The organism is Gammaproteobacteria bacterium (genome assembly GCA_028819075.1).
GTDB lineage: Bacteria > Gemmatimonadota > Gemmatimonadetes > Longimicrobiales > Gaopeijiaceae > BD2-11.
Genome location: JAPPMM010000059.1, coordinates 44,495 through 69,311, shown reverse-complemented (window position 1 = coordinate 69,311; position 24,817 = coordinate 44,495). Strand labels below are relative to the sequence as shown.

Annotated in this window: 20 protein-coding genes and 1 tRNA gene; all 21 read left to right on the top strand. The window is 70.0% G+C overall.

What is annotated here, in order from left to right; translation table 11 throughout:
* Positions 1-38: 38 nt before the first annotated feature.
* The 21 genes from OXU32_16040 (at position 39) to OXU32_15940 (ending at position 24,816) form a co-directional block, all read left to right on the top strand.
* Positions 39-1,358 (top strand): CCA tRNA nucleotidyltransferase, encoded by a 1,320-nt coding sequence (locus tag OXU32_16040; protein ID MDE0075466.1) that lies wholly within the window; start codon positions 39-41, stop codon positions 1,356-1,358.
* The gene (locus tag OXU32_16035) at positions 1,355-2,800 is read left to right on the top strand and encodes a replication-associated recombination protein A (protein MDE0075465.1); all 1,446 of its coding nucleotides are present in this window, start codon (positions 1,355-1,357) and stop codon (positions 2,798-2,800) included. The genes OXU32_16040 and OXU32_16035 overlap by 4 nt, the downstream gene beginning before the upstream one ends.
* Before the next feature lie 21 nt (positions 2,801-2,821).
* Positions 2,822-4,246: a GTPase HflX gene (gene hflX, locus OXU32_16030; GenBank protein ID MDE0075464.1), complete on the top strand. Its 1,425-nt coding sequence runs from the start codon at positions 2,822-2,824 to the stop codon at positions 4,244-4,246.
* Positions 4,247-4,254: 8 nt separating this feature from the next.
* Positions 4,255-5,019 (top strand): pyridoxine 5'-phosphate synthase, encoded by a 765-nt coding sequence (locus OXU32_16025; GenBank protein ID MDE0075463.1) that lies wholly within the window; start codon positions 4,255-4,257, stop codon positions 5,017-5,019.
* 11 nt (positions 5,020-5,030) lie between these two features.
* Positions 5,031-6,062, top strand: coding sequence for a lysylphosphatidylglycerol synthase transmembrane domain-containing protein (locus OXU32_16020; GenBank protein MDE0075462.1), 1,032 nt, complete (start codon positions 5,031-5,033; stop codon positions 6,060-6,062).
* A complete protein-coding gene (locus tag OXU32_16015) occupies positions 6,059-6,961 on the top strand; it encodes a 4-(cytidine 5'-diphospho)-2-C-methyl-D-erythritol kinase (GenBank protein ID MDE0075461.1) in 903 nt (300 codons plus the stop codon). Before OXU32_16020 ends, OXU32_16015 begins: the two co-directional genes overlap by 4 nt.
* A 64-nt stretch (positions 6,962-7,025) precedes the next feature.
* A tRNA-Gln gene (locus OXU32_16010) sits at positions 7,026-7,096 on the top strand.
* 92 nt (positions 7,097-7,188) lie between these two features.
* Positions 7,189-8,949 carry a hypothetical protein gene (locus tag OXU32_16005; GenBank protein MDE0075460.1) on the top strand — a complete coding sequence of 587 codons (1,761 nt, stop codon included), beginning with the start codon at positions 7,189-7,191 and terminating at the stop codon, positions 8,947-8,949.
* A 118-nt stretch (positions 8,950-9,067) separates the two neighbouring features.
* Positions 9,068-10,123, top strand: coding sequence for a ribose-phosphate pyrophosphokinase (locus OXU32_16000; GenBank protein MDE0075459.1), 1,056 nt, complete (start codon positions 9,068-9,070; stop codon positions 10,121-10,123).
* 19 nt (positions 10,124-10,142) lie between these two features.
* On the top strand, positions 10,143-10,778 hold the full coding sequence (locus tag OXU32_15995; protein MDE0075458.1) for a 50S ribosomal protein L25: 636 nt from the start codon (positions 10,143-10,145) through the stop codon (positions 10,776-10,778).
* Positions 10,779-11,342: an aminoacyl-tRNA hydrolase gene (gene pth / locus OXU32_15990; GenBank protein MDE0075457.1), complete on the top strand. Its 564-nt coding sequence runs from the start codon at positions 10,779-10,781 to the stop codon at positions 11,340-11,342.
* Between the two features lie 55 nt (positions 11,343-11,397).
* Positions 11,398-13,515, top strand: a complete 2,118-nt coding sequence (locus OXU32_15985) for a sodium-translocating pyrophosphatase (GenBank protein MDE0075456.1) — start codon at positions 11,398-11,400, stop codon at positions 13,513-13,515.
* A gap of 30 nt (positions 13,516-13,545) precedes the next feature.
* Positions 13,546-14,751, top strand: coding sequence for a M20/M25/M40 family metallo-hydrolase (locus OXU32_15980; GenBank protein ID MDE0075455.1), 1,206 nt, complete (start codon positions 13,546-13,548; stop codon positions 14,749-14,751).
* A gap of 163 nt (positions 14,752-14,914) precedes the next feature.
* On the top strand, positions 14,915-15,571 hold the full coding sequence (gene rpsF / locus OXU32_15975) for a 30S ribosomal protein S6 (protein MDE0075454.1): 657 nt from the start codon (positions 14,915-14,917) through the stop codon (positions 15,569-15,571).
* 8 nt (positions 15,572-15,579) lie between these two features.
* Positions 15,580-16,503: a hypothetical protein gene (locus OXU32_15970; GenBank protein MDE0075453.1), complete on the top strand. Its 924-nt coding sequence runs from the start codon at positions 15,580-15,582 to the stop codon at positions 16,501-16,503.
* A gap of 67 nt (positions 16,504-16,570) precedes the next feature.
* Positions 16,571-17,026 carry a 50S ribosomal protein L9 gene (rplI, locus tag OXU32_15965; GenBank protein MDE0075452.1) on the top strand — a complete coding sequence of 152 codons (456 nt, stop codon included), beginning with the start codon at positions 16,571-16,573 and terminating at the stop codon, positions 17,024-17,026.
* Between the two features lie 20 nt (positions 17,027-17,046).
* Complete coding sequence (rsfS, locus tag OXU32_15960) at positions 17,047-17,439, top strand: ribosome silencing factor (protein ID MDE0075451.1); 393 nt, start codon at positions 17,047-17,049, stop codon at positions 17,437-17,439.
* Positions 17,436-18,521 carry a hypothetical protein gene (locus OXU32_15955; GenBank protein ID MDE0075450.1) on the top strand — a complete coding sequence of 362 codons (1,086 nt, stop codon included), beginning with the start codon at positions 17,436-17,438 and terminating at the stop codon, positions 18,519-18,521. The genes rsfS and OXU32_15955 overlap by 4 nt, the downstream gene beginning before the upstream one ends.
* The gene (gene smc / locus OXU32_15950) at positions 18,518-22,060 is read left to right on the top strand and encodes a chromosome segregation protein SMC (GenBank protein MDE0075449.1); all 3,543 of its coding nucleotides are present in this window, start codon (positions 18,518-18,520) and stop codon (positions 22,058-22,060) included. Before OXU32_15955 ends, smc begins: the two co-directional genes overlap by 4 nt.
* A gap of 24 nt (positions 22,061-22,084) precedes the next feature.
* Entirely contained in the window at positions 22,085-23,122 is a 1,038-nt protein-coding gene (gene aroF, locus OXU32_15945; GenBank protein MDE0075448.1) for a 3-deoxy-7-phosphoheptulonate synthase, read from the top strand.
* On the top strand, positions 23,119-24,816 hold the full coding sequence (locus OXU32_15940) for an ATP-binding protein (GenBank protein ID MDE0075447.1): 1,698 nt from the start codon (positions 23,119-23,121) through the stop codon (positions 24,814-24,816). The genes aroF and OXU32_15940 overlap by 4 nt, the downstream gene beginning before the upstream one ends.
* Position 24,817: the final 1 nt, after the last annotated feature.

The window sequence follows — 24,817 nt, the reverse complement described above, 5'->3', positions numbered from 1 at the left end:
GGAGGGAGCAGCCGGCCGCCCCGGACTCGGTCCGGTGGGTGATTCGAAGACTCGAACAGGCCGGCTTCGAGACGTGGGCGGTAGGGGGCGTCGTACGGGACGCGCTCGCGGGGCGTCGCGCGGACGCCGACTGGGATCTGGCCACGCGCGCCCGGCCGGAGCAGGTGCGGGGGGTGTTCCGGCGGGTCGTGCCCATCGGGTTGGAGCACGGAACGGTGGGGGTGCTCACGCGAGGGGAGATGTACGAGGTCACCACCTTCCGGCGCGACGTGGAGACCTTCGGGCGCAGAGCCACGGTCGAGTTTGCCGACGACATCGACGAGGACCTGGGGCGGCGGGACTTTACCATCAACGCCATCGCGTGGCACCCTCTGCGCCGCGAGATGCGCGATCCCTTCGGCGGCGCCGACGATCTTGCCGCCGGGATCCTGCGCACGGTCGGAGACGCCAGGACGCGGTTCGCGGAGGACTTCCTGCGCATCCTGCGTGCGTTGCGCTTCGCCGGACGCTTCGCCCTGGCCGTTGAGCCGGAGACGTGGTCCGCCCTCTGTGAGCACCGGCAGCATCTGGCGGACCTGTCGCCCGAGCGGGTGCGGGAGGAGTTGACGAAGACCCTCCGCTCCACGCATCCATCGCGCGCGCTCTCTCTGTACGCCGCTTCCGGCGTGCTCCCCATCCTCTACCCGGAGCTGGCGCGATGCCTGAACCGGCGCGAGGACGGCCGGCTCGACCCTTGGAGCGCCGCCCTTCAGATGGTGGACATCGTCTCCCGGAGATACCCGCTCGCACGTCTGGCATGCCTCCTGGGCGCGATCGGCGTGCCCTCGGGGGATGTGGGCGAGGAATTGCCTGCGGAGGAGCGCGCAGGGATGCGCACGGCTGAGCTGATGGAGCGCCTGCGCTATTCCCGCGCCGACACCGAGGGCGTGAGCGCGCTGGTGCGCGCGGTCGCGGCCAGCCCTGAAATCGGCGCCGGACCGACGTTGCGGCGCTGGCTTCACCAGACCCGGGAAGTGGACCGCCGCCACCTGTTTCGGATCTGGATCGCCCGCGCCCGACTGGAGACCGCTCTGGGAGCCCGGAACCCCGAGCGCGCCGTGCTCTCCCGCTGGAGGGCGGTCAGGGCGGAGCTGGCCATGGATCCCCCGCTCGCGCTGGCGGATCTGGCGCTTACCGGGCGGGATCTCATCGAGATGGGTATGCGGCCCGGTCCCGGTTTCGGCGCCGTGCTCGCTCATCTGCTCGAGCTGGTCCTGGATGATCCTGCGTTGAATCGTGGTCCGATTCTGGCACTTCGCGCCCGGCGCTACGTTGACGCCCGCGCCCGGGCGTCACACACCTCCGAGAGACCGGCGTGAACGAGCCCACGCTCTTCGGTGACATCGCAACCGGGGTGGGCTCCGGTGGGTCGCGAAGAGCGGGGCCGACTGGCCGCGACACGCGTCCGGGAGGGGCATCCACGGCCGGAGCCGGGGCCCCGCTCGCGGCCCGCATGCGCCCGCGCACGCTCGGCGAGTTCGCGGGACAGGCGCGCCTTCTGGAGGACGGAAGCCCGCTCAGGCGCATGCTCGAGGGGGGTGCTCTCTCGAGCCTGATCCTCTGGGGTCCGCCTGGCAGCGGCAAGACCACGCTGGCGCGCCTGCTGGCCCGCCGCGGCGATGCCGCCTTCGTCGCGTTCTCGGCGGTGACGGAGGGGGTGGCGCGCGTCCGCGCGATCATCGCCGAGGCCCGGGAGCGCATCGCCGCGACCGGTCGCGGAACGATCCTCTTCTGCGACGAGATTCACCGCTTCAACAAGGCGCAGCAGGACGCCTTCCTCCCCTTTGTCGAGGAGGGGGTGGTCTGCCTGGTCGGCGCGACCACCGAGAATCCGAGCTTCGAGGTCATCCGGCCGCTGTTGTCGCGGGCCCCGGTGTTCGTGCTGGAACCACTCTCGGCGGAGGAACTGACCGTCATCCTGAGGCGCGCGCTGGAGGATGGCGAGCGGGGCCTGGGGCGAGTGCCGGAAGACGCCTGCGCGGGCGTGCTGGACTGGATCGCCGGACGCGCCGACGGGGACGCGCGACGCGCGCTCGGCGTGCTCGAACGGGCTGGCGACCTGGCCGGTGCCGGACGCGCCATAACCCTGGAGCACGCACGGCAGGCGGCCCAGCACCGCTTCTCGCACTTCGACAAGGCGGGCGAGGAGCACTACAACACCATCTCCGCCCTGCACAAGGCGGTGCGCGGCAGCGACCCCGACGCCGCCCTCTACTGGCTCGCGCGCATGCTTCAGGGCGGACAGGACCCGCTCTACATCGCGCGACGACTGGTGCGCATGGCCTCCGAAGACATCGGCCTCGCGGATCCCCGGGCGCTGGCGGTCGCGCTCGCCGGACGCGACGCCTTCCACTTCCTCGGCTCACCCGAAGGGGAGCTGGCCCTGGCCGAAGTCGTCGTGTATCTGGCGTCGGCGCCAAAGTCCAATCGCCTCTATCGGGCGTGGCTCGATGCCGGGCAGGCGGCGCGGCAGACGCCCGGCGCCCCGGTGCCCCTTCATCTGCGCAACGCGCCCACCGACATGATGAAACAGCTTGGGTACGGTGCCGGGTATCAGTACGATCCCGATGCTCCGCAGGGCGTCGCCGCGCAGAGCTACCTGCCCGGCGAGCTCGATGGCCGGCGCTTCTACGCCCCCGCGACCGCGGGCGAAGAACGGAGTATCGCGGCGAGGCTCGAGCGTTTCAGATCCCTGCGCGCCCGGGCTTCATCGCATGGGGAAGAGCGCGGGTCGAAACCGCCACCGGGCTCGGGGACGTAGGCGAGGGCCGGATGCTCCAACTTGCCACGGGCGGTCCCGGTCCCGAGGCTTGCAGGCGCAGGCGGAACGAGCCCGCGGAAGCCCGCCACCCACGGAGGCACTGCCATACCTGATCGATTCATCGACAACCGCCCCACCACCGATCGCGCGATTCTGGTCGGGGCGCCCCGCGGGCGCATGCGCCGGGTCACCGCGCGCGAGCACCTCGAGGAACTCGCCCGCCTGGCGGATACCGCCGGCGCGGATGTCGTGGGGACGGTGCAGCAGCGCATCCGCAGCCCCCATCCCCACTTCTATATCGGCAAGGGCAAGGCTGGCGAGCTGCGCTCGACGGCGCGGGCGGCGGAAGCCGACCTGGTCATCTTCGACGACGAGCTGAAGCCGGATCAGGCTCGCCACTTGGAGGACTTCCTGGGGATCCGGGTGATGGACCGTGCCGAGCTCATCCTGGATATCTTCGCCACCCGCGCGCGCACCCGCGAAGCGCGCATGCAGGTGGAGCTGGCGCAGCTCGAATACCTGCTGCCGCGCCTCAAGCGCATGTGGAGCCACCTCTCGCGCATCCGCGGCGGGATCGGGCTCAGGGGGCCGGGCGAAACCCAGCTCGAGACCGACCGGCGCCTGATCGGCACCCGGATTTCGGAACTGAAGCACAAGCTCGAGGGGGTCGCCCGGTCCCGCGCCACCCAGCGCAAGGGACGCGCCAACTCCTTCCGGGCGGCCCTGGTCGGATACACCAACGCCGGCAAGTCGTCGCTCCTCCGGGCGCTCTCGGGCGCCGACCTGCTGGTGGAGGACCGGCTCTTCGCCACTCTCGATTCCGCCACGCGCGTTGTGCCGGTGGGAGAGGGGCACCAGGCGCTGCTGACGGACACGGTGGGCTTCATCCGCAAGCTCCCGCATGATCTCATCGCCTCCTTCCGGTCGACGCTCGAGGAGGCGCGCGAAGCGGATCTGATCCTGCATGTCGTGGACTCCTCGGAGCCCGACTGGGAAGGCCGGCTCTCGGTCGTGCACGAGGTGCTGGAGGAGCTCGAGCTCCTGGACGCGCCCCGCGTGCTCGTGTTCAACAAGACCGACCTCATCACCCACGGCGAGGAGGAGGTGCTGAGGGAACGCGTTCGGGGACGAGAGCATACTCCCTCCGTCTTCCTGTCGGTCTACCAGCCGGAGACGCTCGAGCGGCTGCGCAGCGTGCTGCTGACGCGCATCCGGGCAGCCCTCCAGAGCGTGCAGGTGGTGCTCAAGGTGACCGACGGGGGGACGCTTGCAGCGCTTTATCGCGAGGGTGAGGTTGTGAAGACGACGCGAAACGGCTCCGCCCTGATGGTCACGGCCCGACTTCCCGCGCCGGCCCTGGGGCGCCTCCAGGCCCGCGGGGACATCGATATCCTGGAGGTCGCCGCCGGGGCGGCGTCCGAGGACATCGCCCCTTCATCCGGTTGAGGCACGCCATGCGCTTCTACGTAAACATCGATCACGTGGCCACCGTCCGACAGGCGCGCCGGACGGACGAACCCGATCCCGTGCGCGCGGCGGTACTGGCCGAACTGGGAGGTTGCGACGGGATCACCGTGCACCTGCGCGAGGACCGCCGCCACATCAGCGACCGCGACGTCCGGCTGCTCATGGAGACGACACGCACGGGGATCAATCTCGAGCTGGCGACGGCCCCCGACATCCTCGGCCTGGCGTGCGAGTTGGCGCCGATGCAGGCCACGCTCGTGCCCGAGCGCCGCGAGGAGGTCACCACCGAGGGCGGACTGGCGCTCGGCTCGGCGGAGGTGCGCGCCGCCATGCGGGACGCGCTCGACCGGCTCGCCGACGCCGGGGTCCGGACGTCGCTCTTCATCGACCCGGACGAGGACGCGATCGAAGCCAGCGCCGAGCTGGGCGCCGATGCCGTGGAACTGCACACCGGAGAGTACGCGCTGGCTGACATGGACGGCCGTCCCGCGCAACTGGGTCGCCTGGTGTCGGCGGCGCGCGCCGGGCGGGCCGCGGGACTGGCGGTGCACGCCGGGCACGGGCTGACCTACGAGAACGTCATCCCGGTGGCCGCGGTCGGCGAGATCGAGGAGCTCAACATCGGTCACAGCATTGTCTCGCGCGCGGTGCTGGTGGGGCTCGAGCGGGCGGTGCGGGAGATGAAGGAGATCATCCGGCGCGCTCCCGCGATGATGAGCGCCGAGGGCTGGCTGCCTCCCATCGGCTTCTGAGGCCGCGCCCGGTGACATCGTCCTGGAAGCCCCTCCTGGGGCTTTCCGTCAGCGCCCTGCTGCTCTGGTGGGTGTTCCGCGGCGAGGACCTGGGCGCCATTGCCGCGGAGGTGGCGGCCGCCGACCCGTGGTGGCTGCTGGCGTCGGTGTTCGTCGCGACCGCCGGCTACCTGTTGCGCGCCATGCGATGGCAGGTGCTGCTCACCCCGCTCCGGTCGCAGACCGGTCTGCGGGCCCGCTTTGCCGCCACCACCATCGGATTCATGGTCAACAACCTGCTGCCCGCCCGTGCCGGCGAATTCGCCCGCGCCTGGTCGCTCGCGCGCATGGCCAGGATGCGGACCTCCGCGTGCCTGTCCTCCCTCGTCGTCGAGCGCCTCTTCGATGGCATCACGGTTGTGGCGCTGCTGGTGGTTTCGCTGTCGCTGCCGGGGTTCCGCGCGGACTCGGAGCTCGCCGGCGAGCTTGTCGGGGGCGCGGTTGCCGGGTTCCTGGCCGTGCTTGCGATCGTCATCCTGGGGGTGACGCTGGTGCTGGCGCGGCCGTACATGGTGCTGGCCGCCGCTCGTGCGCTGGCTTCCCGGCTGCCGGACGCCGCCGGGGACAGGGCGCTGTCCATTCTGGACGGGCTCGTCGAGGGGCTGGGTGCGCTTCGAAGTCCAATACTGGTGGCGCGCACCGCGGTGTGGAGCCTAGCCTTCTGGCTCTGGCATTCGGCGTCGTTCTGGCTTGGCTTCCGCGCCTTCGGCATCGATGCCGGATATGCGGAAGCGCTCTTCCTGAACGGGATCACTGCGCTGGCGGTCGCGCTGCCCTCGGCGCCGGGATTCTTCGGTCCGTTCGAGGCCGCGGTGCGGGTCGCGCTCGTCGGTGTCCTCGGGATTGGCGAGAACCCCGCGCTCGCGTTCGCCGCGGGGTACCACGTCACGACGTTCATTCCCGTGACCGCGATCGGGCTCTGGTACTTCTGGCGCATGGGGTTTTCGTTCCGGCAGATCGGGCTGGCGCGGAAGGGCGGCGAAGAGGCGGTCCCGGCGCGGTGAAGCGCGCGGTCGTGGTCGAGGCTCCGGCCAAGGTCAACCTCGTGCTGCGCGTGGGCGCGCGGCGCGCCGACGGGTACCACAACGTGGACACCCTCTTCGCGGCGGTCGGGCTGCGCGACCGCCTGCGGGTGGAGCGCGCTCGGGCGGGCATCACCGTGGAGGTCACAGGCGCTGACCTGGGCGACCCGCGCGACAACCTGGTGTACCGGGCGGCGCGGGCGTATCTGGTCGCGCGCGGTGAGCAGGGCGGGGTGGCGATCCAGCTGGAGAAGCGCATTCCGGTCGGTGGCGGGCTGGGGGGAGGTTCCTCGGACGCGGCGGCGACGCTCCGCTGCCTGGACGAGTTGTTCGGACCACCCGTGGGCGTCGCCGCGCTCACCGGGATGGCGCGCGGCCTCGGCGCCGACGTCCCCTTCTTCCTGTCGCCGTCGCCGCTCGGACTGGGTGGCGGCCGAGGCGACCACCTCACGCCGCTGCCCCCGCTGCCGCCCCGCCCGGTGCTTCTGGTGGGATCGCCGGAAGGGGTCGGGACGGCCTGGGCGTACAACCTGCTCGCGCGCGGGAGGGGCCGGAGCGTGGAGTTGCCGTCCGCCGGGCAGCCGGTCCCCCTCACCCCGGCCCGCTGCCGGGACTGGCCGACCGTGGCCGGGATGGCCCACAACGACTTCGAGGCGCCCATCTTCGCCGTCCGCCCCGACCTCCGCGACACGATGCTCTCGCTGCGCGACACCTCGCCCCTGCTGGCGCTCATGTCGGGCAGCGGCAGCACGATCTTCGCGGTTTACCCGCACGAGGAGTCGGCTGCGCGAGCTCACCGCCAGGTCCAGCCGCTGCACGGAGGCGAACACGTCCATCTGACGACCACCCTTTCGAGGTTTCCCGCGCTGCAACCGACGTAGCGCGCCCCGGTTCACTCTTGAGACCGCAGCGGCGCACGAGTAGGATTCCGAGAGCCATCGTGGGTGGCCCGTCGTCTAATGGCAGGACACCGGTCTTTGGAACCGGCGGTGGTGGTTCGAATCCACCCGGGCCAATCCGCTCCCGCCTCGAAGGAGGAGCCCTCATCGCGAGTCCGGTTCTCGCCCCCGCCACGCTCGCGCTGGCCGCGACCCTTGCAGTGTCGTCCGTGGCGGCCGCGGTTCCTCCGCGGGAGGAACGCAACCTGCCCTCGGATCCATCTCCGCAGGAGGCGTCGGTTCAACCCGACTCCTCCGCGATCCACGACCGGGCCCGCGACGCGCAGCGGCGCTTCGAGCGTGTGCGCGTGCAGCATCTGCCCCGGTCCATGGAGCCCGGTTCCTCCCCGTGCGACGAACTCATCGGCCGCATGTGCTACTGGCACGGAGACAATCACCACGAGCCGGATCCGGAGGCCGTGGAGATCACCGTGGCGCGCGAGGAACTTCTCGACACCCTGGCGCACGCCGCGCGGCGGCTGCCCGGCGACGGCTGGATCGCGGGCCAGCGCGTCTTCTACCTGGTGGAGGCGGGCCGGGCGCACGAAGCGCTCGAGGTTGCCCGCGACTGCGCCGCTCCGGAGCCCGACCTGTGCCACCTGCTGCACGGTCTCGCGCTCCATCGCCTGGAGCGGTTCGAGGACGCGGAGCGTACCTACCGCCTGGCGCTGGAAGCGATGGATCCGCGCGAGGCCGAGGAGTGGCTTTCACTGGCGCTCCTGCTGGAGAGGACGGATGAATCCGGCCTGGACGGCCTCGATCCGCAAGCGCGCGAGGCGGCGAGCCGCAGGCTGTGGGCGCTCGCCGATCCCTACTATCTGGTGCGCGGCAACGACCGCTGGACCGAACACATGAGCCGGCACACCGTGGGTCGCATTCAGCGGCGTGCGCGCAATCCCCACGGGCTGCCGTGGACATCCGGCCTCGATGAACTCGCCATTCGCTACGGGCAGGAAACCAGCTGGACCCGATACGTGCCCACCAGCGGATCGAGCATGACTCCGCGGGTGACCGGGCGCCATCCTCCCCACTCCGAGCGGTACATGCCCCCGGACGGAGTGCTGACAGGCGTAGCCAGCCTGCCCCCGGGCATGGTCTGGGGCGACCCGGTCGAACGGCCTCGCAGCGCGTATGCGCCATCCTATGCCCCCGAACTGGGGACGATGTACACCGTGCTCGCCCGCTTCCGGCGCGGCGACTCGCTGCTGGTTGTGGCTCCGTTCCGGTTCGAACCGCGGGACACGTCCGGAGCGGTTCCCGGCCCGGGCAGCCCCGAGGAAGCGAACGAGCATCGGCGCGATGTTCAGGCGGGACTGTTCCTGGTGCCCTGGGCGGAGACGACCGGGGAGGCGCGTCCGCCGACGCAGCGCATGCTTTCGGACAGGGGCACGCTTTCGCTCATGGTGCCGCTCGGCAGCTACGTGTACAGCGTGGAAGCCCTCGACCGCCGGGCCGGCCATGGAGCGCGCTTTCGGGGAGACCTCGCACTGGGTCCGCATCCGGATGACATCCCGGATCTCTCCGACTTCCTGATCATCGAAGCTCTGGACCGGATGCCCGAGTCGGTCGACGACGTCCTGGACCATGCGCTGCCTTCGCTGGCGCTCGGCGGGCTGCAGGAGCTGGCGGTCGCGTGGGAAGCCTACGGGCTCGGGACGGGCGAAAGCCGGATCGCCTACAGCCTCGGAGTCGAGCCGCTCGACCGCTCGTTCTTCCGCCGGCTGGGAGAGTTCCTGAGGCTGGTGGGGAGCGGCGATCCGCTGACGCTGGAGTGGATCGAGCCGAGCCCGGGGCAACCGGGTGCGCACTTCCGCTCCGTCGATCTCGATTTCAGAAACCTGGAACCCGGGATCTACGAGCTCCGGCTGGAGCTCAGCGTCGACGACTGGGCACCCGTGATACGACGCCGGCGCGTGCAGATTGTCGGATAGCGCGGGCGCGCTGGCGCCCGAGCAAAGCGCGCGTTGACGCTCCTCTCCGGCGTATCTACACTTAACGGCTACCGTCACGTCGAACGCCCCCTGAACGCCAGCTTACGGTGACGCCCCCATGGACGACCAATACCGCCGCGGTCCGCTGTTGCTCCTGGCTGGCCGGGCCAACCGGCCGCTGGCCGCGGAGATCGGGGAGAGGCTGGGCGAGTCGGCCTTCGGCGCCACGGTGCGGGATTTCGCCGACGGCGAGATCTTCGTCCGGCTGGACCGCAACGCGCGCGGCCGCGACGTCTTCATCATCCAGCCGACGACGACGCCGGCCGACAACATCATGGAGCTTCTGCTCCTCGTCGACGCCGCCGTCCGCGCCTCGGCCGCCCGGGTCACTGCAGTGGTGCCCTACTTCGGGTACGGACGCCAGGACCGCAAGGACCAGCCGCGCGTTTCGATCGGCGCCAAGCTGGTCGCCAACCTGATCGTCGCGGCCGGGGCCGACCGGCTGCTGGGCGTCGATTTCCATCAGCATCAGATCCAGGGATTCTTCGACATCCCCGTGGATCACCTGTACGCCGCGCCCGTGCTGACCCGGTACTTCAGCGACATGAACCTGGATGATCTGGCCGTCGTCGCGCCGGATGCGGGGTCCACGAAGATGGCGCGCGGCTTCGCGCGCCGCCTCGGGGCGTCCCTGGCGGTCATCGACAAGCGCCGGCGCACCGCGAACGTGGCGGAAGTGGTCAACGTGGTGGGCGAGGTGGAGGGCAGGACCTGCCTGATCGTCGACGACATGGTCGACACCGCGGGCACCCTCACCAACGGCATCTACGCCCTCAAGGAACGCGGGGCGGCCGCCGTCTATGCCTGTGCAACCCATGCCCTCCTGTCGGGAAGGGCGTCCGAGCGGCTGCAGGGAGCGCCGGTCGAGGAAGTCGTGGTCACCAACACCATCGGCATCGTCCCGGAGTTGCGCTTCCCCAAGCTCAAGGTGCTGTCCGTGGCCGGGCTTCTCTCCGATGCCATCCGCTACATTCACTCCAACGCCTCGGTGAGCCAGCTGTTCAGGATGCCGGCCCGCGAGGCGCCGATCGTGGTTGATGCCGGTGACGGCGATCCCGCGTCGGCAGGCGCGTGGATCGATGCGCGCAGCCAATCCCCCCTTACAGCTTCCTGAAACCGACGAAGAGCCCGAAATGAGCGTAGCAGAAGCATCCCTCCAGGCGAGCCGCAGGAACAAGACCGGCAAGGGCGTCGCACGCCGCCTGCGGCGAGCGGGGCGTATCCCGGCGGTCGTGTACGGCAAGGACATGGACCCCATCCCGCTCTCGCTGGATGAACAGGAGGCAGTCAACCTGTTCCAGTCCATACCGGTGGCAAACACGGTTCTTCAACTGGACATCGGAGGTGAAGAGACGTTGCGGACGCTGGTGCGCGAGATCCAGACCCATCCGTTCCGCCCCGACATCATCCACGTCGACTTCATGCGTCTGCGTCACGGCGTCGCCGTGGAGTTGAACGTCCCGATCACGCTCTCCGGCACTCCGGAAGGGACCCGCGCCGGCGGTCGCCTGGACATCGCCGCGCACGAAGCGCATGTGCGCTGCACGCCCGCAAAGATACCGGAGTCGATAGAGGCCGACATCTCGGAGCTGGGCATTGGAGAGTCGCTTCGGCTCGGTGACATCGCCCTTCCCGACGACGTCGAGCTGCTCTCCAGCCCGGATACCCTCGTCTGTCACATCGCGACATCCTGGGCGCCTGACGAGGAGGAAGATGCTCTGGAAGTCGGCGAGGTCGAAGAAGCCGGCGAGGATGTCGAGGAGTCCTAGTTGAAGGTCATCGTGGGTCTCGGAAACCCGGGAGCCCGTTATGACGCCACGCGCCACAACGTCGGATGGTGGGCCATCGACCGCCTGGCGTACGACTGGAATCTCGGGCCCTTCGAGAGAACCGCGGCCTCGTTGCTGGCCGACGGGTTCGTCGATGACTACCTCGTGCACCTGGTGAAGCCGGTCACCTGGGTGAACCGAAGCGGGGCCGCGCTGGCGCCGTATCTCGATGCCGAGGAGTTCCGCCTCGCGGAGGACCTTCTGGTCGTGGCCGACGACGTCAACCTCGACGTCGGGCGGCTGCGTCTGCGGCCCGGCGGCGGCGCCGGCGGACACAAGGGCCTCCGGTCGGTGGCCGGCGTGCTCGGCACCACGGATTACCCGCGGCTGCGCATCGGCGTGGGCGCCCGTCCGGAAGACATGGATCTGGCGGACTGGGTGCTCTCCCCCATGCCGGAAGACGACGAGGGCGAGGTGGTCGCCCTGCTGGGCGAGCTGGCGGCCGCGGCCCGACTGTGGATGTGCGAGGGCATCGAGCCCGTGATGAACGCCTACAACCGATGACCCGCCCGCGCTACGCGGGGAGCCGAACCGCCAACCCCAACCGGAAACGGACCCGATGAACAACTTGGTACCCCTTGCGAACTGGGCCTGGATGTTCGGCATCCTCGGGCTCGCTGCAGCCGGCGGCGTCTTCGCCTACCTGAGACGGCAGGACCCGGGCACGGCCGTCATGATCGACCTCGCCGACCAGATCCACGACGGGGCCATGGCCTTCCTGCGCCGCGAATACACGGTGCTGGCCGGGTTCGTGGTGCTGGTCGCCATTCTCCTGGCGGTGGCGATTCCGGGGTGGACCTGGGTGGCGTACGTGGCGGGCGCCGTCTCCTCGGTGCTCGCCGGCTTCTTCGGCATGAAAGCGGCCACGCGCGCCAACGTGCGCACTTCGGCCGCGGCCAGCAGCGAGGGCCAGGGCAAGGCGCTCCGCATCGCCTTCGCCGGCGGCGCGGTCATGGGTCTCTCGGTGGCGGCGCTGGGGTTGCTCGGAGTCGGGATCTTCTACTGGATCTTCGCCGCCGGCGCCATTCCCGGCACCAGCGACTTCCCGCGCTTCTCCGAGATCGTCGCCGGCTTCGCGATGGGGGCCAGCTCGATCGCGCTCTTCGCGCGCGTGGGCGGAGGCATCTTCACCAAGGCGGCGGATGTGGGCGCCGACCTGGTGGGCAAGGTCGAGGCGGGCATCCCGGAGGACGACCCGCGCAACCCCGCCACCATCGCCGACAACGTGGGCGACAACGTCGGCGACGTGGCCGGCATGGGCGCCGACATCTTCGAGTCGTACGTCGGGTCGATCATCGCCACCATCGCCATCGCGGCGACATCCCAGCTCACCTCCGCCAGCGTCGCCGAGACGGTGGCCCTGCCCCTGCTTACGGTGATGGCGGGGCTGGTCGCATCGCTGCTCGGCATCGCCACCATGAAGGTCCTGGAACGCAGCAGCCCGGCCGGCGCCCTGCGCAACGTCACCTTCGTCGCCGCGGGCCTGTTCCTGGTGGCGATGTACCTGATCGTCGGGTCGCTCGACCTTCAGCTGGCCGATGTCGACACCGTGTATTCGCCGATGGGACCGTTCTGGGCGATCCTCGCGGGCACCCTGGTGGGGATCTTCATCGGGCTGGCCACGGAGTATTACACGGCCGGCAAGCCGGTGCACCGGATCGCCAGCGCCAGCGACACCGGCTCCGCCACCAACATGATCACCGGTCTGGCGGTGGGCATGGAGTCCACCGTGATCCCGGTGCTGCTCATCTGCCTGGCCATCTTCGTCTCGTTCATGGCGGCGGGGCTGTACGGCATCGGCATCGCCGCGGTCGGCATGCTGGCCACCGTGGGCGTGACCATGTCCGTGGACGCCTACGGGCCCGTCGCGGACAACGCCGGCGGCATCTCCGAGATGAGCGGCCTCGGCGAGGAGACCCGCAGGATCACCGACTCGCTGGACGCGATCGGCAACACCACGGCGGCGATCGGCAAGGGCTTCGCCATCGGCTCCGCGGCGCTCACCGCGCTCGCGCTCTTCTCCGCCTACACCACCAAGGTGGGCCTCCAGCAGACCGGGATCAGCATCGTTGATCCTCTGGTCGTGATCGGCCTCTTCCTTGGCGCGGCGCTTCCATTCCTGGTGGCGGCGCTCACGATGACCGCCGTGGGACGGGCCGCGGCCGGGATGGTCGCCGAGGTGCGCCGCCAGTTCCGCGAGATCCCCGGCATCATGGAGGGCCGCACCAAGCCCGACTCGGCCCGCTGCGTGGACATCTCCACGCGCGCGGCGCTGCGAGAGATGATCCTCCCGGGCGTCATCGCCGTGCTGTCTCCGGTCGTGGTCGGCTACGTCCTGGGCGTGGCGGCACTCGGCGGGCTGCTCGCCGGCGCGACGGTGACCGGCGTGCTCATGGCGCTCTTCATGGCCAACGCGGGCGGCGCCTGGGACAACGCCAAGAAGTACATCGAGGGCGGGGCGATGGGCGGCAAGGGCTCGGAGCCCCACAAGGCCGCCGTCGTGGGAGACACCGTCGGAGATCCGTTCAAGGATACCTCGGGTCCCTCGCTCAACATCCTCATCAAGCTGATGAGCGTAGTCGCCTTGGTGCTGGCCCCCTGGTTCGTGCGCGTGCACGGGGAGGGTGGAGTCGGCGTGTCTTGGATGCGGGACCTCCTGGAGATCTTCCTCGGATAGTCCCTGTGCCTGCCCCCGGAGCCTGAGCCGATGAACCGCGAGCCGACCTTCGAAAACGCCCTGGCCTTTGCCGGGGATCTGATCCGCATCCCCTCCATGAGCGGGGAAGAGGGCGAAGTCGCCACCCGCCTCCAGGAGGAGATGCGCGTGCTGGGATTCGACCGGGTGGAGGTTGACGGGCTGGGCAGCGTCGCCGGCGTCGTGAAGGGAAGGGGCGACGCACCGCCGGTGATGCTCTCCTGCCACCTCGACGTGGTGGCCGAGGGGGCGCACGAGGAATGGGAGCATCCGCCCTTCTGCGGCGATGTCGTGGACGGCCACCTGCACGGCCGCGGGGCGATGGACATCAAGGGGCCCATGGCGCTCCAGGTCTATGCCGCCGCCGCCCTCGCGAACCGCGCGCCCGGCGACGTGATCGTGGGGCAGGTGGTGTACGAGGAGCGGGGCGGCTGGGGCATGGAGAACCTGGTGCGGTCGGGCCTGGTGAACCCCGCAGCGGTGATCATCGGCGAGTCGACGTACGGCGACATCGCTCTGGGTCACCGCGGCCGGGCGCAGCTCGAGGTCGTGATCCGCGGTCTCGCCAGCCATGCCAGCGCCCCCGACCGGGCCCGCAACGCGCTCGACCTGCTGCCCGGCGTGCTGACCGGGGTCGCCGCTCTCGCGCGGCGGCAGGAGTCCGATCCCGTTCTGGGGCCCGCGAGCCTCGCGCCCACCGACGTCGGGGTGCGCCCCGAGAGCCCGAACGTCATCCCCGACGAAGTGATCGTGGTGCTCGACTGGCGCATCCTGCCCACCGACACCGAGGCGAGCCTCATCGGGCGCGTCGAAGACGCGATCGCCGAGGTGCTCCCGGATGTGCCCGCGGGCTACGCCATCGAATGCCGCCTCGCCTCGGAGCGCCAGACCTCCTACACCGGCCGCTCCGCCGACCGCAACCTGCTTACGCCGGGCTTTCTCATGGAACCCGATCACGCGGTGGTGACCGCGGCCGCGGGCGCGGTGGGGCGCCGCGGCGCCCCTGACACGGCCGCCCGCTGCCGTCCCTGGACCTTCGCAACCGACGGAGGCTGGACCTGCGGCGTGTTCGGCATTCCGACCATCGGCTTCGCCCCCGGGGAGGAACGCTACGCGCACACCAACCGCGAACGGCTCGACGTCGAGGAGGCCCGCTGGGCGTTCAGCCGCTACCCGTCGCTCGTTCTCGCCGTGCAGGAGGCGGCGGCGAAGAGCTGACGTTCCCCCGCCCGACCCGCGCCTCGCGGAGGCCCCCGGGTTGAAGCTCAGGTCGGGTTGGGTATATTCCCGTGCCGATCCCGCCTCGGACCCGGAGCGAATCCTTCCGCGAACAGCGCTCCAGGGAGCGAGGCCCGTCAACACGCGGACCATGGGAGAGACCATGCGCGACTACGAACTCGTTTTGATTTTCCACCCCGCCCTGGGCGAGGACGCCATCCAGCAGAAGCTGGAGCGATTCCATGGCCTGGTATCCGGCGGGGACGCCGAAATCAGGGTGGTGGACCACTGGGGCGGCCGGCGGCTCGCCTACCCCATCCAGAAGCAGACCTCCGGCTACTACGTCGTGACGCAATTCTTCGGCGATCCCACGAGCCTGCCCGAGCTGGAGCGCATCATGAAGCTCGACGAGGGCGTGCTCCGGTATCTCATCGTCCTCAACGAGGGCCAGCCGTCCACGGGCATGTCCGTCGTGGCCGAGCCCCCCGCGGCCTCCAGTGCTTCCGAGGAGTCCCGCAAGGAGGACGATGCCGACGACCCGAAAAAGGACGGGGAACCGGAAGATGACGCCCGGTCGCGAACGAGCCCGCCCGAGTTCTCCGGGGGGCGCGGTCACCGCCGGCGCATCGAAGGCCCGCCGATCACCATCCTGAACTACAAGGATGTAGCCACCTTGTCGCGCTTCGTCACCGAGCAGGGCAAGCTGCTGCCCCGGCGCACGACCCGCGTGGCCGCCGGATTTCAGCGCAAGCTCGGACGGGCGGTGAAGCGGGCGCGCTACCTGGCCCTGCTTCCCTACGTGCGCCGTCACGAGGGATAGCATCGCCCGTGGTCCGGGCGAGGACCCCGTTGCGGGGCTGGGGACGAGCGGGAGCGCTCTTTTTCGCCACGCTGATGTTCTCCGTCTTCGGTCCCCTCGTCCTGGTGTTGATCCCGTTCGCCTGTCTCGTATTCAGTTCGCCCGCAAAACGGGCCTTGCCCGTGATGGCCGGCGTCCTGGGGATGGTGGTCGTCCTGGCCGGCGCCACGCGATCCGGATTGTGGTACGTGGAGCGTGGATGGACGATCATACTGGGCGGCTGCTTTGCCGCGGTGACATTGCGTTGGCCGGAACGGAAGTTTCTGCCCCGTGCCCTGCTGGCTCTCGCGATTTCCGGTGCCGGCGCATGGGCCGCACTGGGGCTGAGCCCCCGGCGCTGGGCGATTATCGACGGGATGGTGGCGACCAGATTGCGCGACGGAGTGAGCACGTCCCTCGAAGCGCTGCGCGTCCTCCGGGACGGAACTCCGCTCCCCGGGACCGTGATCACCACCGTTTTTCAGGCGGCGGAGTGGCAGAGCAACCTGTTCCCGGCCATGCTCGGACTGTCCTCCCTGGCCGCGTTGGGCACCGCCTGGTGGATCTACGTCCGCCTCGTGCGCGGGAGCGGGGAAGGCCTCCGCGAGCTGCGCGACTTCCGGTTCGACGACCAGCTGGTGTGGCTGCTGGTTGCGGGCGCGGCACTGTTCATCGTGCAGCCCGACGGCGCCGCGGGCCGGGTGGGACTGAACCTGCTTGCCTTCATGGGCGCGCTCTACGCGTTGCGCGGCGCCGGCGTGGCGGTCACGCTGACCCGCGGCGTGTCGGCTCTCGGATGGGTCCTGCTTGCGCTCGCTTTCCTGCTGCTGGCACCCTTCCTTTTTGCGGCGGCGCTTCTGATCGGGCTGAGCGACACCTGGATGGACATCCGCGCACGGGCCCGACGAACCTGACCGACAACCACCGGCCCGCGTGGCGCCTCACGGCGCGGGCCCGCATGTTTCGACAAAACAGGAGTGGATGGTGAAACTGATCCTCAAGGAATCCGTGGACCGCCTCGGGGAACCGGGCGATGTCGTGAACGTGAAGCCCGGGTACGCCCGCAACTTTCTCCTGCCCCGCGGCCTCGCCTACGAAGCTTCGGCGGCCAACGTCCGACGTCTGGAGCAGGAGCAGCGCAGAGCGGAGGAGCGGGCTCGCAAGGATTACCTGGAAGCACGGCGGCGCGCCTCCAGGCTGGAGGGCATGCACCTCGTTTTCCGGGCACGCGCCGGCGAGTCCGACAAGCTGTTCGGCTCGGTCACGGCGGCGGACATCGCCGAACGCGCGGTCGGCTCGGGGCTGGACTTCGATCTCGACAAGCGGCACGTCATGCTTTCCGAACCGATCAAGATGCTTGGCGACTTCGAAGTCCCGATCAGGCTCCACGCGGAAGTGGAAGTCAATGTGACCGTGCACGTGGAAAGGACGAGCTGAGCCCGCCGGGCGCCTTTCGCATGGTCGACGCTGCCTCCTCCGGCGATTCCCGTCTCCCGTCCGCGGTCCGTCGGGCGGCCCAGTTGACGCTCGAGCGCAAGGCCAGCGACGTGGTCGTGCTCGACCTGCGCGGCATCTCCTCGGCCACCGACTACTTCCTGCTCGCCACCGGAACCTCCGATACCCAGGTCCGTTCGATCTCGGACCACGTCACGAAGGAGCTGCGCAACGAGGGTACCCGCCCCGCGCACACCGAGGGGGGCAGGGAAGCCCGCTGGGTGTTGATCGACTACATCGATTTCGTGGTCCATGTCTTTCACCCCGAGGTGCGGTCGTTCTATCAACTGGAGGCGCTCTGGGGCGATGCGCCCCGGCACGAGCTTGCGGCAGACGCGGAGCTCGGCCCGCCATGAACCCCCGTGCCGCCCCATCCGCTCGAGCCGGACGCGGCCGTTCCGCGCTGCAACTGCAACCCTTCGATTTTTCCCGGGACATCCCCGGTGGCTTCGCGGAACTCGATCTGCCCGTCGGGTCCGAGCAAGGGCGCGTCGTCGCGGTCCGGGCCAGCCCCGGGGCACGGCACCAGGATTGGGCCGCCCACGCCGCTGTGGCGATCGCGGGGAGCTGGGCCTCCCGGAGCGCACGCGTGCTGCTGGTCGACCTGTGTTTCGACGAGCCCCGTCTGCACCGGGCGTTCAACGCCGCGAATCTCGAGGGCATCACCGACGCCATCGAGTACGGCGCTTCCCTGAGGCGAATCGCGCGCCCCGCGAACGAAGAGAAGTTCTGGGTGGCAACGGCGGGGACGCTTGTGGCGAGTTCGGACGGTTTGCTCGACCGGACGGAGTGGCATCGTCTCCTTGCTACACTGGTCGAGGGCGGTGTCACGGTCGTCACCTATCAGGTTGCCGAATCGTCCTACCATCCGCGCGGCACACCTTCGATCGTGCTGGCCTGCAAGGGCGAGCCGATGACCGCGCTGGGAAAGGTGGGGCTCAGGGATGCGGTCGCTCTGCTGGGTCCGGCACCCAACGGTACTACGGTCACGATGGTGACCGGAAAGAAGGAGAACCGTCTCGGGAGCCAGACCTATCGGGATTCGCTGTGGGATGGATTCGAGGACGACGCCGAGGCGGAGGAGCCTGCCGGGGCTGAGGCGGAGGAACCCAGCGAGGCCGAAGCGAAGGAGCCCGCCAGAGCCGAAGCGGAGCAACCCACCGAAGCCGGAGCGGAGGAACCCACCGAGGCCGAAGCGGAGTTGGCTCCGGCTGCCGCCCACGAGCAGCCCGCGGACGACGCGGGGCCCGGGACCGACTCCCGAAGCCGGGGTCGGGGCCTCAGCATCTCGGCGTTCGCAGTGCTCGTCCTGTTCGCGGCGGTGATGATCCTGATGGGGGTCGACAATGCCGGGATCGCCGAGGTGCCCGGGGCCGATCGGCTCCGGGAGCTCTTCGAGAACCTCCTGGCCTGGGTGAGCGGGTTCTTCGCCCGATGAAGCTCGCCTCGCTGAGACTGCACGGGTTCAAGTCGTTTCCCGAGCGCACGGACATCGTGTTCCACGAGGGTATCACCGCGATCGTGGGCCCCAACGGATGCGGAAAATCCAACATCAGCGACGCGGTTCGCTGGGTGTTGGGCGAACAGCGGCCCACGGTTGTGCGCGGCTCACGCATGGAAGAGGTGATCTTCCAGGGCACGGTCAATCGTCGGCCCGTCAACCGCGGATCGGTCGTCCTCCGGGTCACCAACGAGGACGGCCTGCTCCCGGTTCCCTTCGGCGAGGTCGAGATCGGGCGCACCGTCTATCGCGATGGGGGAAGCGAGTATTCGATCAACCGCACCACATGTCGTCTGCGCGACGTCCAGGAGCTTTGCCGGGACACCGGACTCGGCGCCAACGCCTACGCGATCATCGAGAGCCGAATGATCGACGCAATCCTCTCGGAACGGGCGGAGGAGCGCCGGGGGTTGTTCGAGGAAGCCGCGGGCATAGGCAAATACAAGGACCGGAGCCGGATCGCGGGACGGCGGCTGGCCCGCGCCGAACTGGACCTGGAGCGGCTGGAGGACGTGATTGCGGAGGTAGCGACCAAGGTCCGCTCCCTGGCACGGCAGAAAGGGAAGGCGCAGCGCTACGAGGATCTGAGGAAGCGGCGCCTGTCGGTCGAAGTCGCGGTGGTTTCGGTGGACCTCCTGGAATTCGAGGATCGGCTGACGAGAGTTCGGGAGCTCCGCGCGCGCGAGGACGAGGCGCAACAGACGACGCTTATCGAGCTGCGGACCGCGGAGACCGAACGCGAGGCCTCGCGGGTGCGAAGCCTGGAGGCCGAGAAGTCGCGCGCGGACGCCGCCGTCGTGCTGGACAGCATCCAGAAGGATCTGGTGCGCTGGGAGCGGGACCTGGCTGTCGCGCGTGAGCGCATCGTCTACGCGGAGCGGCGACTCGGGCAGATCGGCGAGGATCAGGCCGCGGCGCGCACGCGCGCAGGGGAACTGGCGAGCGAACTGGCCGAGCTGAAGAGATCGCGCGCCCGCATCGCGGCCGAACTGGCCGAAGTGGGCGTGGAATCGCGACAGGCGCGCCAAGCTACGGCGGGCACCAGGGAACGGCTCCGGCGCGCGCGCGCGGCGCTCGCGGAGGCGCGCGGCGCGGAACGGAGACTGCTGCGCCGGGTGGCCGGCATGGAAGGAACCGTCGCCGCCTCACGTACCCGGCTGGACGAATTGCGCCGCCGTCTGGTCCGGCTTGAGGAGCGGGCCTCCCAGACCGAACTCGAACTGACCGGGATGCGCCGGGAGGGCGGAGAGTCGGACGACCGGATGGTCCGGCTGGAGGCTTCCGTTGCGCGGGCGCGCGAAGGGGTGAACGAGGGACTGCAGGACTTCGAGGCGGCACGCACCGCGCAGACCCAGGCCCGAGCCGCGGAGGTCGAGGCGGCGGACCAGGCTTCCGCCCTCGAGGCCCGCCGGACGGCCCTCGCGGCCATGGAGCGGGATGGGGCCGGCTACGAGCCGGTGGTGCGGGCAGCCCGCAAGGCGCATCCGGACCTGGTTCTGGGGACGCTGTCGCAGTGCATGGCAGGTCCGGCCGGGGCGCTGGCCGCCGCGGAATCGTATCTGGGTCATCTGGCGCAGGCGCTGCTGGTGGAGGACGGCGAAGCCGCCTCGCGTCTGCGGCGATGGTTTGCGGGCGAGTGGACGGAGGGCGGGGGGATCGTGCTGCTCCGGCTCGACGAGGCCGGCGAACCGGGTCCGCCGGGGTCGCTGCTCGGCGAGCTCCGCCCGGAAGGCCCCGGCGCCTCCTGGGTGCGGGTATTGCTGGCCGGAGTGGACCGCGCCGAGGCATTGGACTCCGCTGGCGGGGCCGGGACGGCCGGACAGGCCAGCCATTCCGCGACCCGGGCCCGCGAGGCCGCAAAGGCCGGCCCGCCCGCCTCGGTGGACGCGCGCGGCGTTCTGGTCGTCGGCAACCCAGCCGGGACCGCCGGCCTCCTCGAACGCCGCGGCAAGCTCGCGGCCCTCGAGGAGGCCGCCGTCCCCGCCGCCCGGGAAGCCTCCCGCGCCCGGGAAGCGCGCGAGGCGGCGCAGGCGCGCGTCGCGCGGGCCGAGAAGGTGCTCGAAGAGCGGCGCGCGGCCCTGACCCGCGCGGAAGACGACCTGCGCGCCGTCCGGGCCGACCGGAGCACGCACGACGAGCGCCACACCCGCCTGACGCGGGACAGCGACGATCTGGCGCAGCGCGTCCGCGACACCCGGGAGGCCATCGCCGCCGCGACCGCCCGGGAGCGCGCGCAGCAGGAAGAACTCAACGAACTGACCGGGGAAGCCGCCGCCCTGCGCCGTGGCGGAGAGCGCGCGGCCGAGGTGCTGGAGGTGGCGGAGGGGGACTGGGAACGGGCGCGCGTGGAAGAGGCCCGGCTGGCCATCCAGTCGAACCAGCACAAGGGCGAGCTGGCGCGCGCCGACGACCGTCTGGACGATCTCGGCAGGGCGGAGACACAGGCCTCCTCACAGCTCGCGCGGCTGGAGAAGGAGGAAGCGCAGCTCGGTCGCGAGCTGTCCGAAGCCCGTGCGCTGCTCGCACGGGGCGGCAAGGCGGTCGAGCGGCTGTTCCAGCGGCGTGACCGGGCGAAGGAGAGGCTCGGGGAGGACGACGCGGCGCTCGAGCGGGCGAAGGAGGAGGTGAAGCGGGTGGACCGGCGGGTCGAGGTTGCGCGCGCGGCCGAGCGGGCCGCCTCCGACCGGCACCACGATCTGAGCCTGGAGGAGCGGGAGCTCGGCGGGAAGATCGTCCTCATCCGCGAGCGCGTGGAGGCGGAGTGGGCGCGACCCTTCGAGAAGCTGGTCGAAATGTCGGAGCCGGTGGAGGGAGACCCCGCCGAGCTGAAGGAGGAGCTGGCCGGGCTCGTGCAGCGCATCGAACGCCTCGGGCCCGTCAACATGCTCGCCATCGAGGAGCACGCCGAACAGCACGAGCGCCTGACATTCCTTACCGGGCAGCGCGATGACCTCGAGCGTGCGCGCAACGACCTGCGCGCCGCCATCCGCGAGATCGACCAGACGGCCACCAGGCTCTTCCTCGAGACTTTCGAGGCGGCGCGCGAGAACTTCCGCAGGATCCACCAGCGCCTGTTCGAGGGTGGAGAGTGCGATCTGCGCCTGGGCGATCCCGACGATCCATTGAGCGGGCCGGTCGACATCCACGCCTCTCCAATGGGCAAGAGAACCCGGCGCATCGATCTGCTGTCGGGGGGAGAGAGGGCGCTGACCGCGCTCGCGCTCCTCTTCGGCATCTACCTCGTGAAGCCCAGTCCTTTCTGCGTGCTCGATGAAGTGGATGCCCCGCTTGACGAGAACAACATCGACCGCTTCGTTCAGCTGCTGCGCGAGTTCAAGCAGCAGAGCCAGTTCGTGGTGATCACCCACAATCCGCGCACCATCGAAGCGGCCGACTGGATCTACGGGCTCACCATGGAGGAGCCGGGGGTGAGCTCCGTTGTAGGGGTTCGTCTCGAAGCGGGTGCGTCCGCGTAGCCATATCAACACCACGAGACCCACATGCTCATCGTCATGAAGCACAATGCCACGGACGCGGAGGTCCAGGGCGCGGTGGACGCCATCCACGACCTGGGGTACAAGGCGCGTCCCATGCCCGGCCGCCAGCGCACGGCGATCGGGCTGGTGGGCAATGACGGGCGGGTCGACAAGGCCCGGCTGGTGGGGCTTCCGGGGGTTCTGGAGATTATCCCGGTCAGCCGCCCCTACAAGCAGGTCTCGCGTGAGTGGCGCGAGGAAGACACCGTCGTGCCGCTCGCCAACGGCACCGTCATCGGCGGACGCGAGGTCGCCGTAATGGCCGGCCCCTGCTCGGTCGAGTCGGAGGGGCAGATCATGGAGGCCGCCGAGCGGGTGGCGGCGGCTGGCGCCACCATCCTGCGCGGGGGCGCCTACAAGCCGCGCACCTCCCCGTACTCCTTCCAGGGACTGGGGATCGACGGCCTCAGGCTCCTGGCCCGCGCCCGCGAGGCGACCGGCCTCGCCATCGTGACCGAGGCCGTCGACCCGGAGAGCCTGGATTCGGTGGAAGAGTACGCCGACATCGTGCAGATCGGCGCCCGCAACATGCAGAACTACCCGCTGCTGCGGCGCGCGGGGCGGTCACCGCGTCCCGTCCTGCTGAAGCGCGGACTCGCGGCCACCATCAAGGAGCTGCTGCTCGCGGCGGAGTACATCCTCTCCGAGGGCAACCCCAACATCATCCTGTGCGAGCGGGGAGTGCGCAGCTTCGACACAGAGACCCGCAACCTGTTCGATCTGACCGCGATCCCCGTGGTGCAGTCACTCTCACACCTGCCCATCATCGCCGATCCCAGCCACGGCACCGGCATTCGCGACAAGGTGACGCCCATGGCGCGCGCCGCGGTCGCCGCAGGGGCGGACGGCCTCATCGTGGAGGTTCATCCCGATCCTTCGAAGGCGCTGTCGGACGGAGCCCAGTCGCTCTATCCGGAGGATTTCGCCGAGATGATGGCCCAGGTGCGGGGGATCGCCGACCACATCGGCCGGCCGCTGGTGGCGCCGCTCGCGGAAGCGTGAGCGAGTCGATCCCGGTCGGGCGGGTCATCGGCACGGATCCGGCGACGCCGCTCGAGTTCTGGGTCGCGGTGGCCGAGGGGACCTTCCTTCAGCTCGACGACGTGGTCGTGGTCGAGCGGAGCCTCCCCGGCAGGGACGATCCAGTCCGCATCTACGGGATGGTGGCCGACCTGCGCGTCCGGCACGAAGGGGCACGCTTCGACAGCGACGTCTTCCTGATTGAAGACGGCGTGCTCCCGGCGCAGGTGACCGAGGCGGCCAAGGTGCTGGCCACCCGCTTCGAGCCCGAGGTGTTCGTGCCGCCGGTGCCCGGCCAGATGGTGCGCAAGGCCGTCGGAAAGGAGCGCGACGAGGCGCTTTTCTTCGATGGCATGGAGCGCAAGGTCCCGGTGGGTCTCTCGCGGGACGACGAGGTGGTGTACGCCAACGTGGAGTTCCTGGACGGCACCCGGGGCGCCCACGTCAACATCAGCGGGGTCTCGGGGGTGGCGACCAAGACCAGCTATGCGGTCTTCCTCCTGCACAGCCTCTTCACGTCGGGTCAGCTGGGCGGCGGCGCCCACAACACCAAGGCGCTGATCTTCAACGTGAAGGGCGAGGATCTGCTCTTCCTGGACAAGTCCAACCGCAACCTCGATCCCGAGCAGGCGGGACGCTACGCTGCGCTGGAGCTCCCCGCCGGGCCCTTCCGGAGCGTGGAGCTGTGGGCGCCTCCGCGTCCCCGGGATCCCTCCGCCGCGCCCCGCACCGGAAGCCGCGCCCACGGGGTCACCTCGTTCTTCTGGACGCTGGCGGACTTCTGCCGGGACGAGCTGCTCCCCTTCCTGTTCGCCGACGCCGAGGATGAGCGCCAGCAGTACACCATCGTCGTGCACAACGTGACGGCGCGGCTGCGCCGGGACGCCACGCCTCTCGACGACGGCGCGGTGCGGATCGCAGGGACCACCTGCCGCACCTTCGGCGGCCTGATTGAAGCCATCCGCGAACGGGTGGAGGATCCTGCCGATCAGCCCGACTGGGCGGGGCGCTCCATCGGCGGCGGCACCATCAACGCCTTCGTGCGGCGACTTTACGCGGCCCGCCGGGACGCCGAGCACCTGATCAGGGGCGATGTGCCCAACCCGGGCAAGCACCGCATCGGCATGCAGGAGCAGGTGACCGTGGTCGACATCGCCAAACTGTCGCGGCGCGCCCAGCGCTTCGTCGTGGGGGTGGTGCTGCGCAAGACCTTCCAGGACAAGGAGGAGACCGGCTCGCGCAAGCCGCTGCTCTTCGTGGTGCTGGACGAACTGAACAAGTACGCGCCCCGGGACGGCCGGAGCCCCATCAAGGAGATCCTGCTCGACATGGCCGAACGCGGCCGCTCGCTCGGCGTGATCCTCGTCGGCGCCCAGCAGACCGCCAGCGAGGTGGAACGCCGGGTGATCGCCAACTCCTCGATCCGGGTGGCGGGGCGGCTGGACAGCGCCGAAGCCGGGCGTCCCGAGTACGCCTTCCTTCCCACGGCCCAGCGCCAGCGCGCCACCATTCTGAAGCCGGGCACGATGATCCTGTCGCAGCCCGAGCTGCCGGTCCCGCTGGTGCTCGAGTTCCCGTTCCCGGCGTGGGCCACGCGGCCGGATGAGGCGGGAGATGCCGATGGAGGAGATGGCGGCGGCGACGACGGGCCTGATCCCTTCGAGGGGCTGGAGTGAA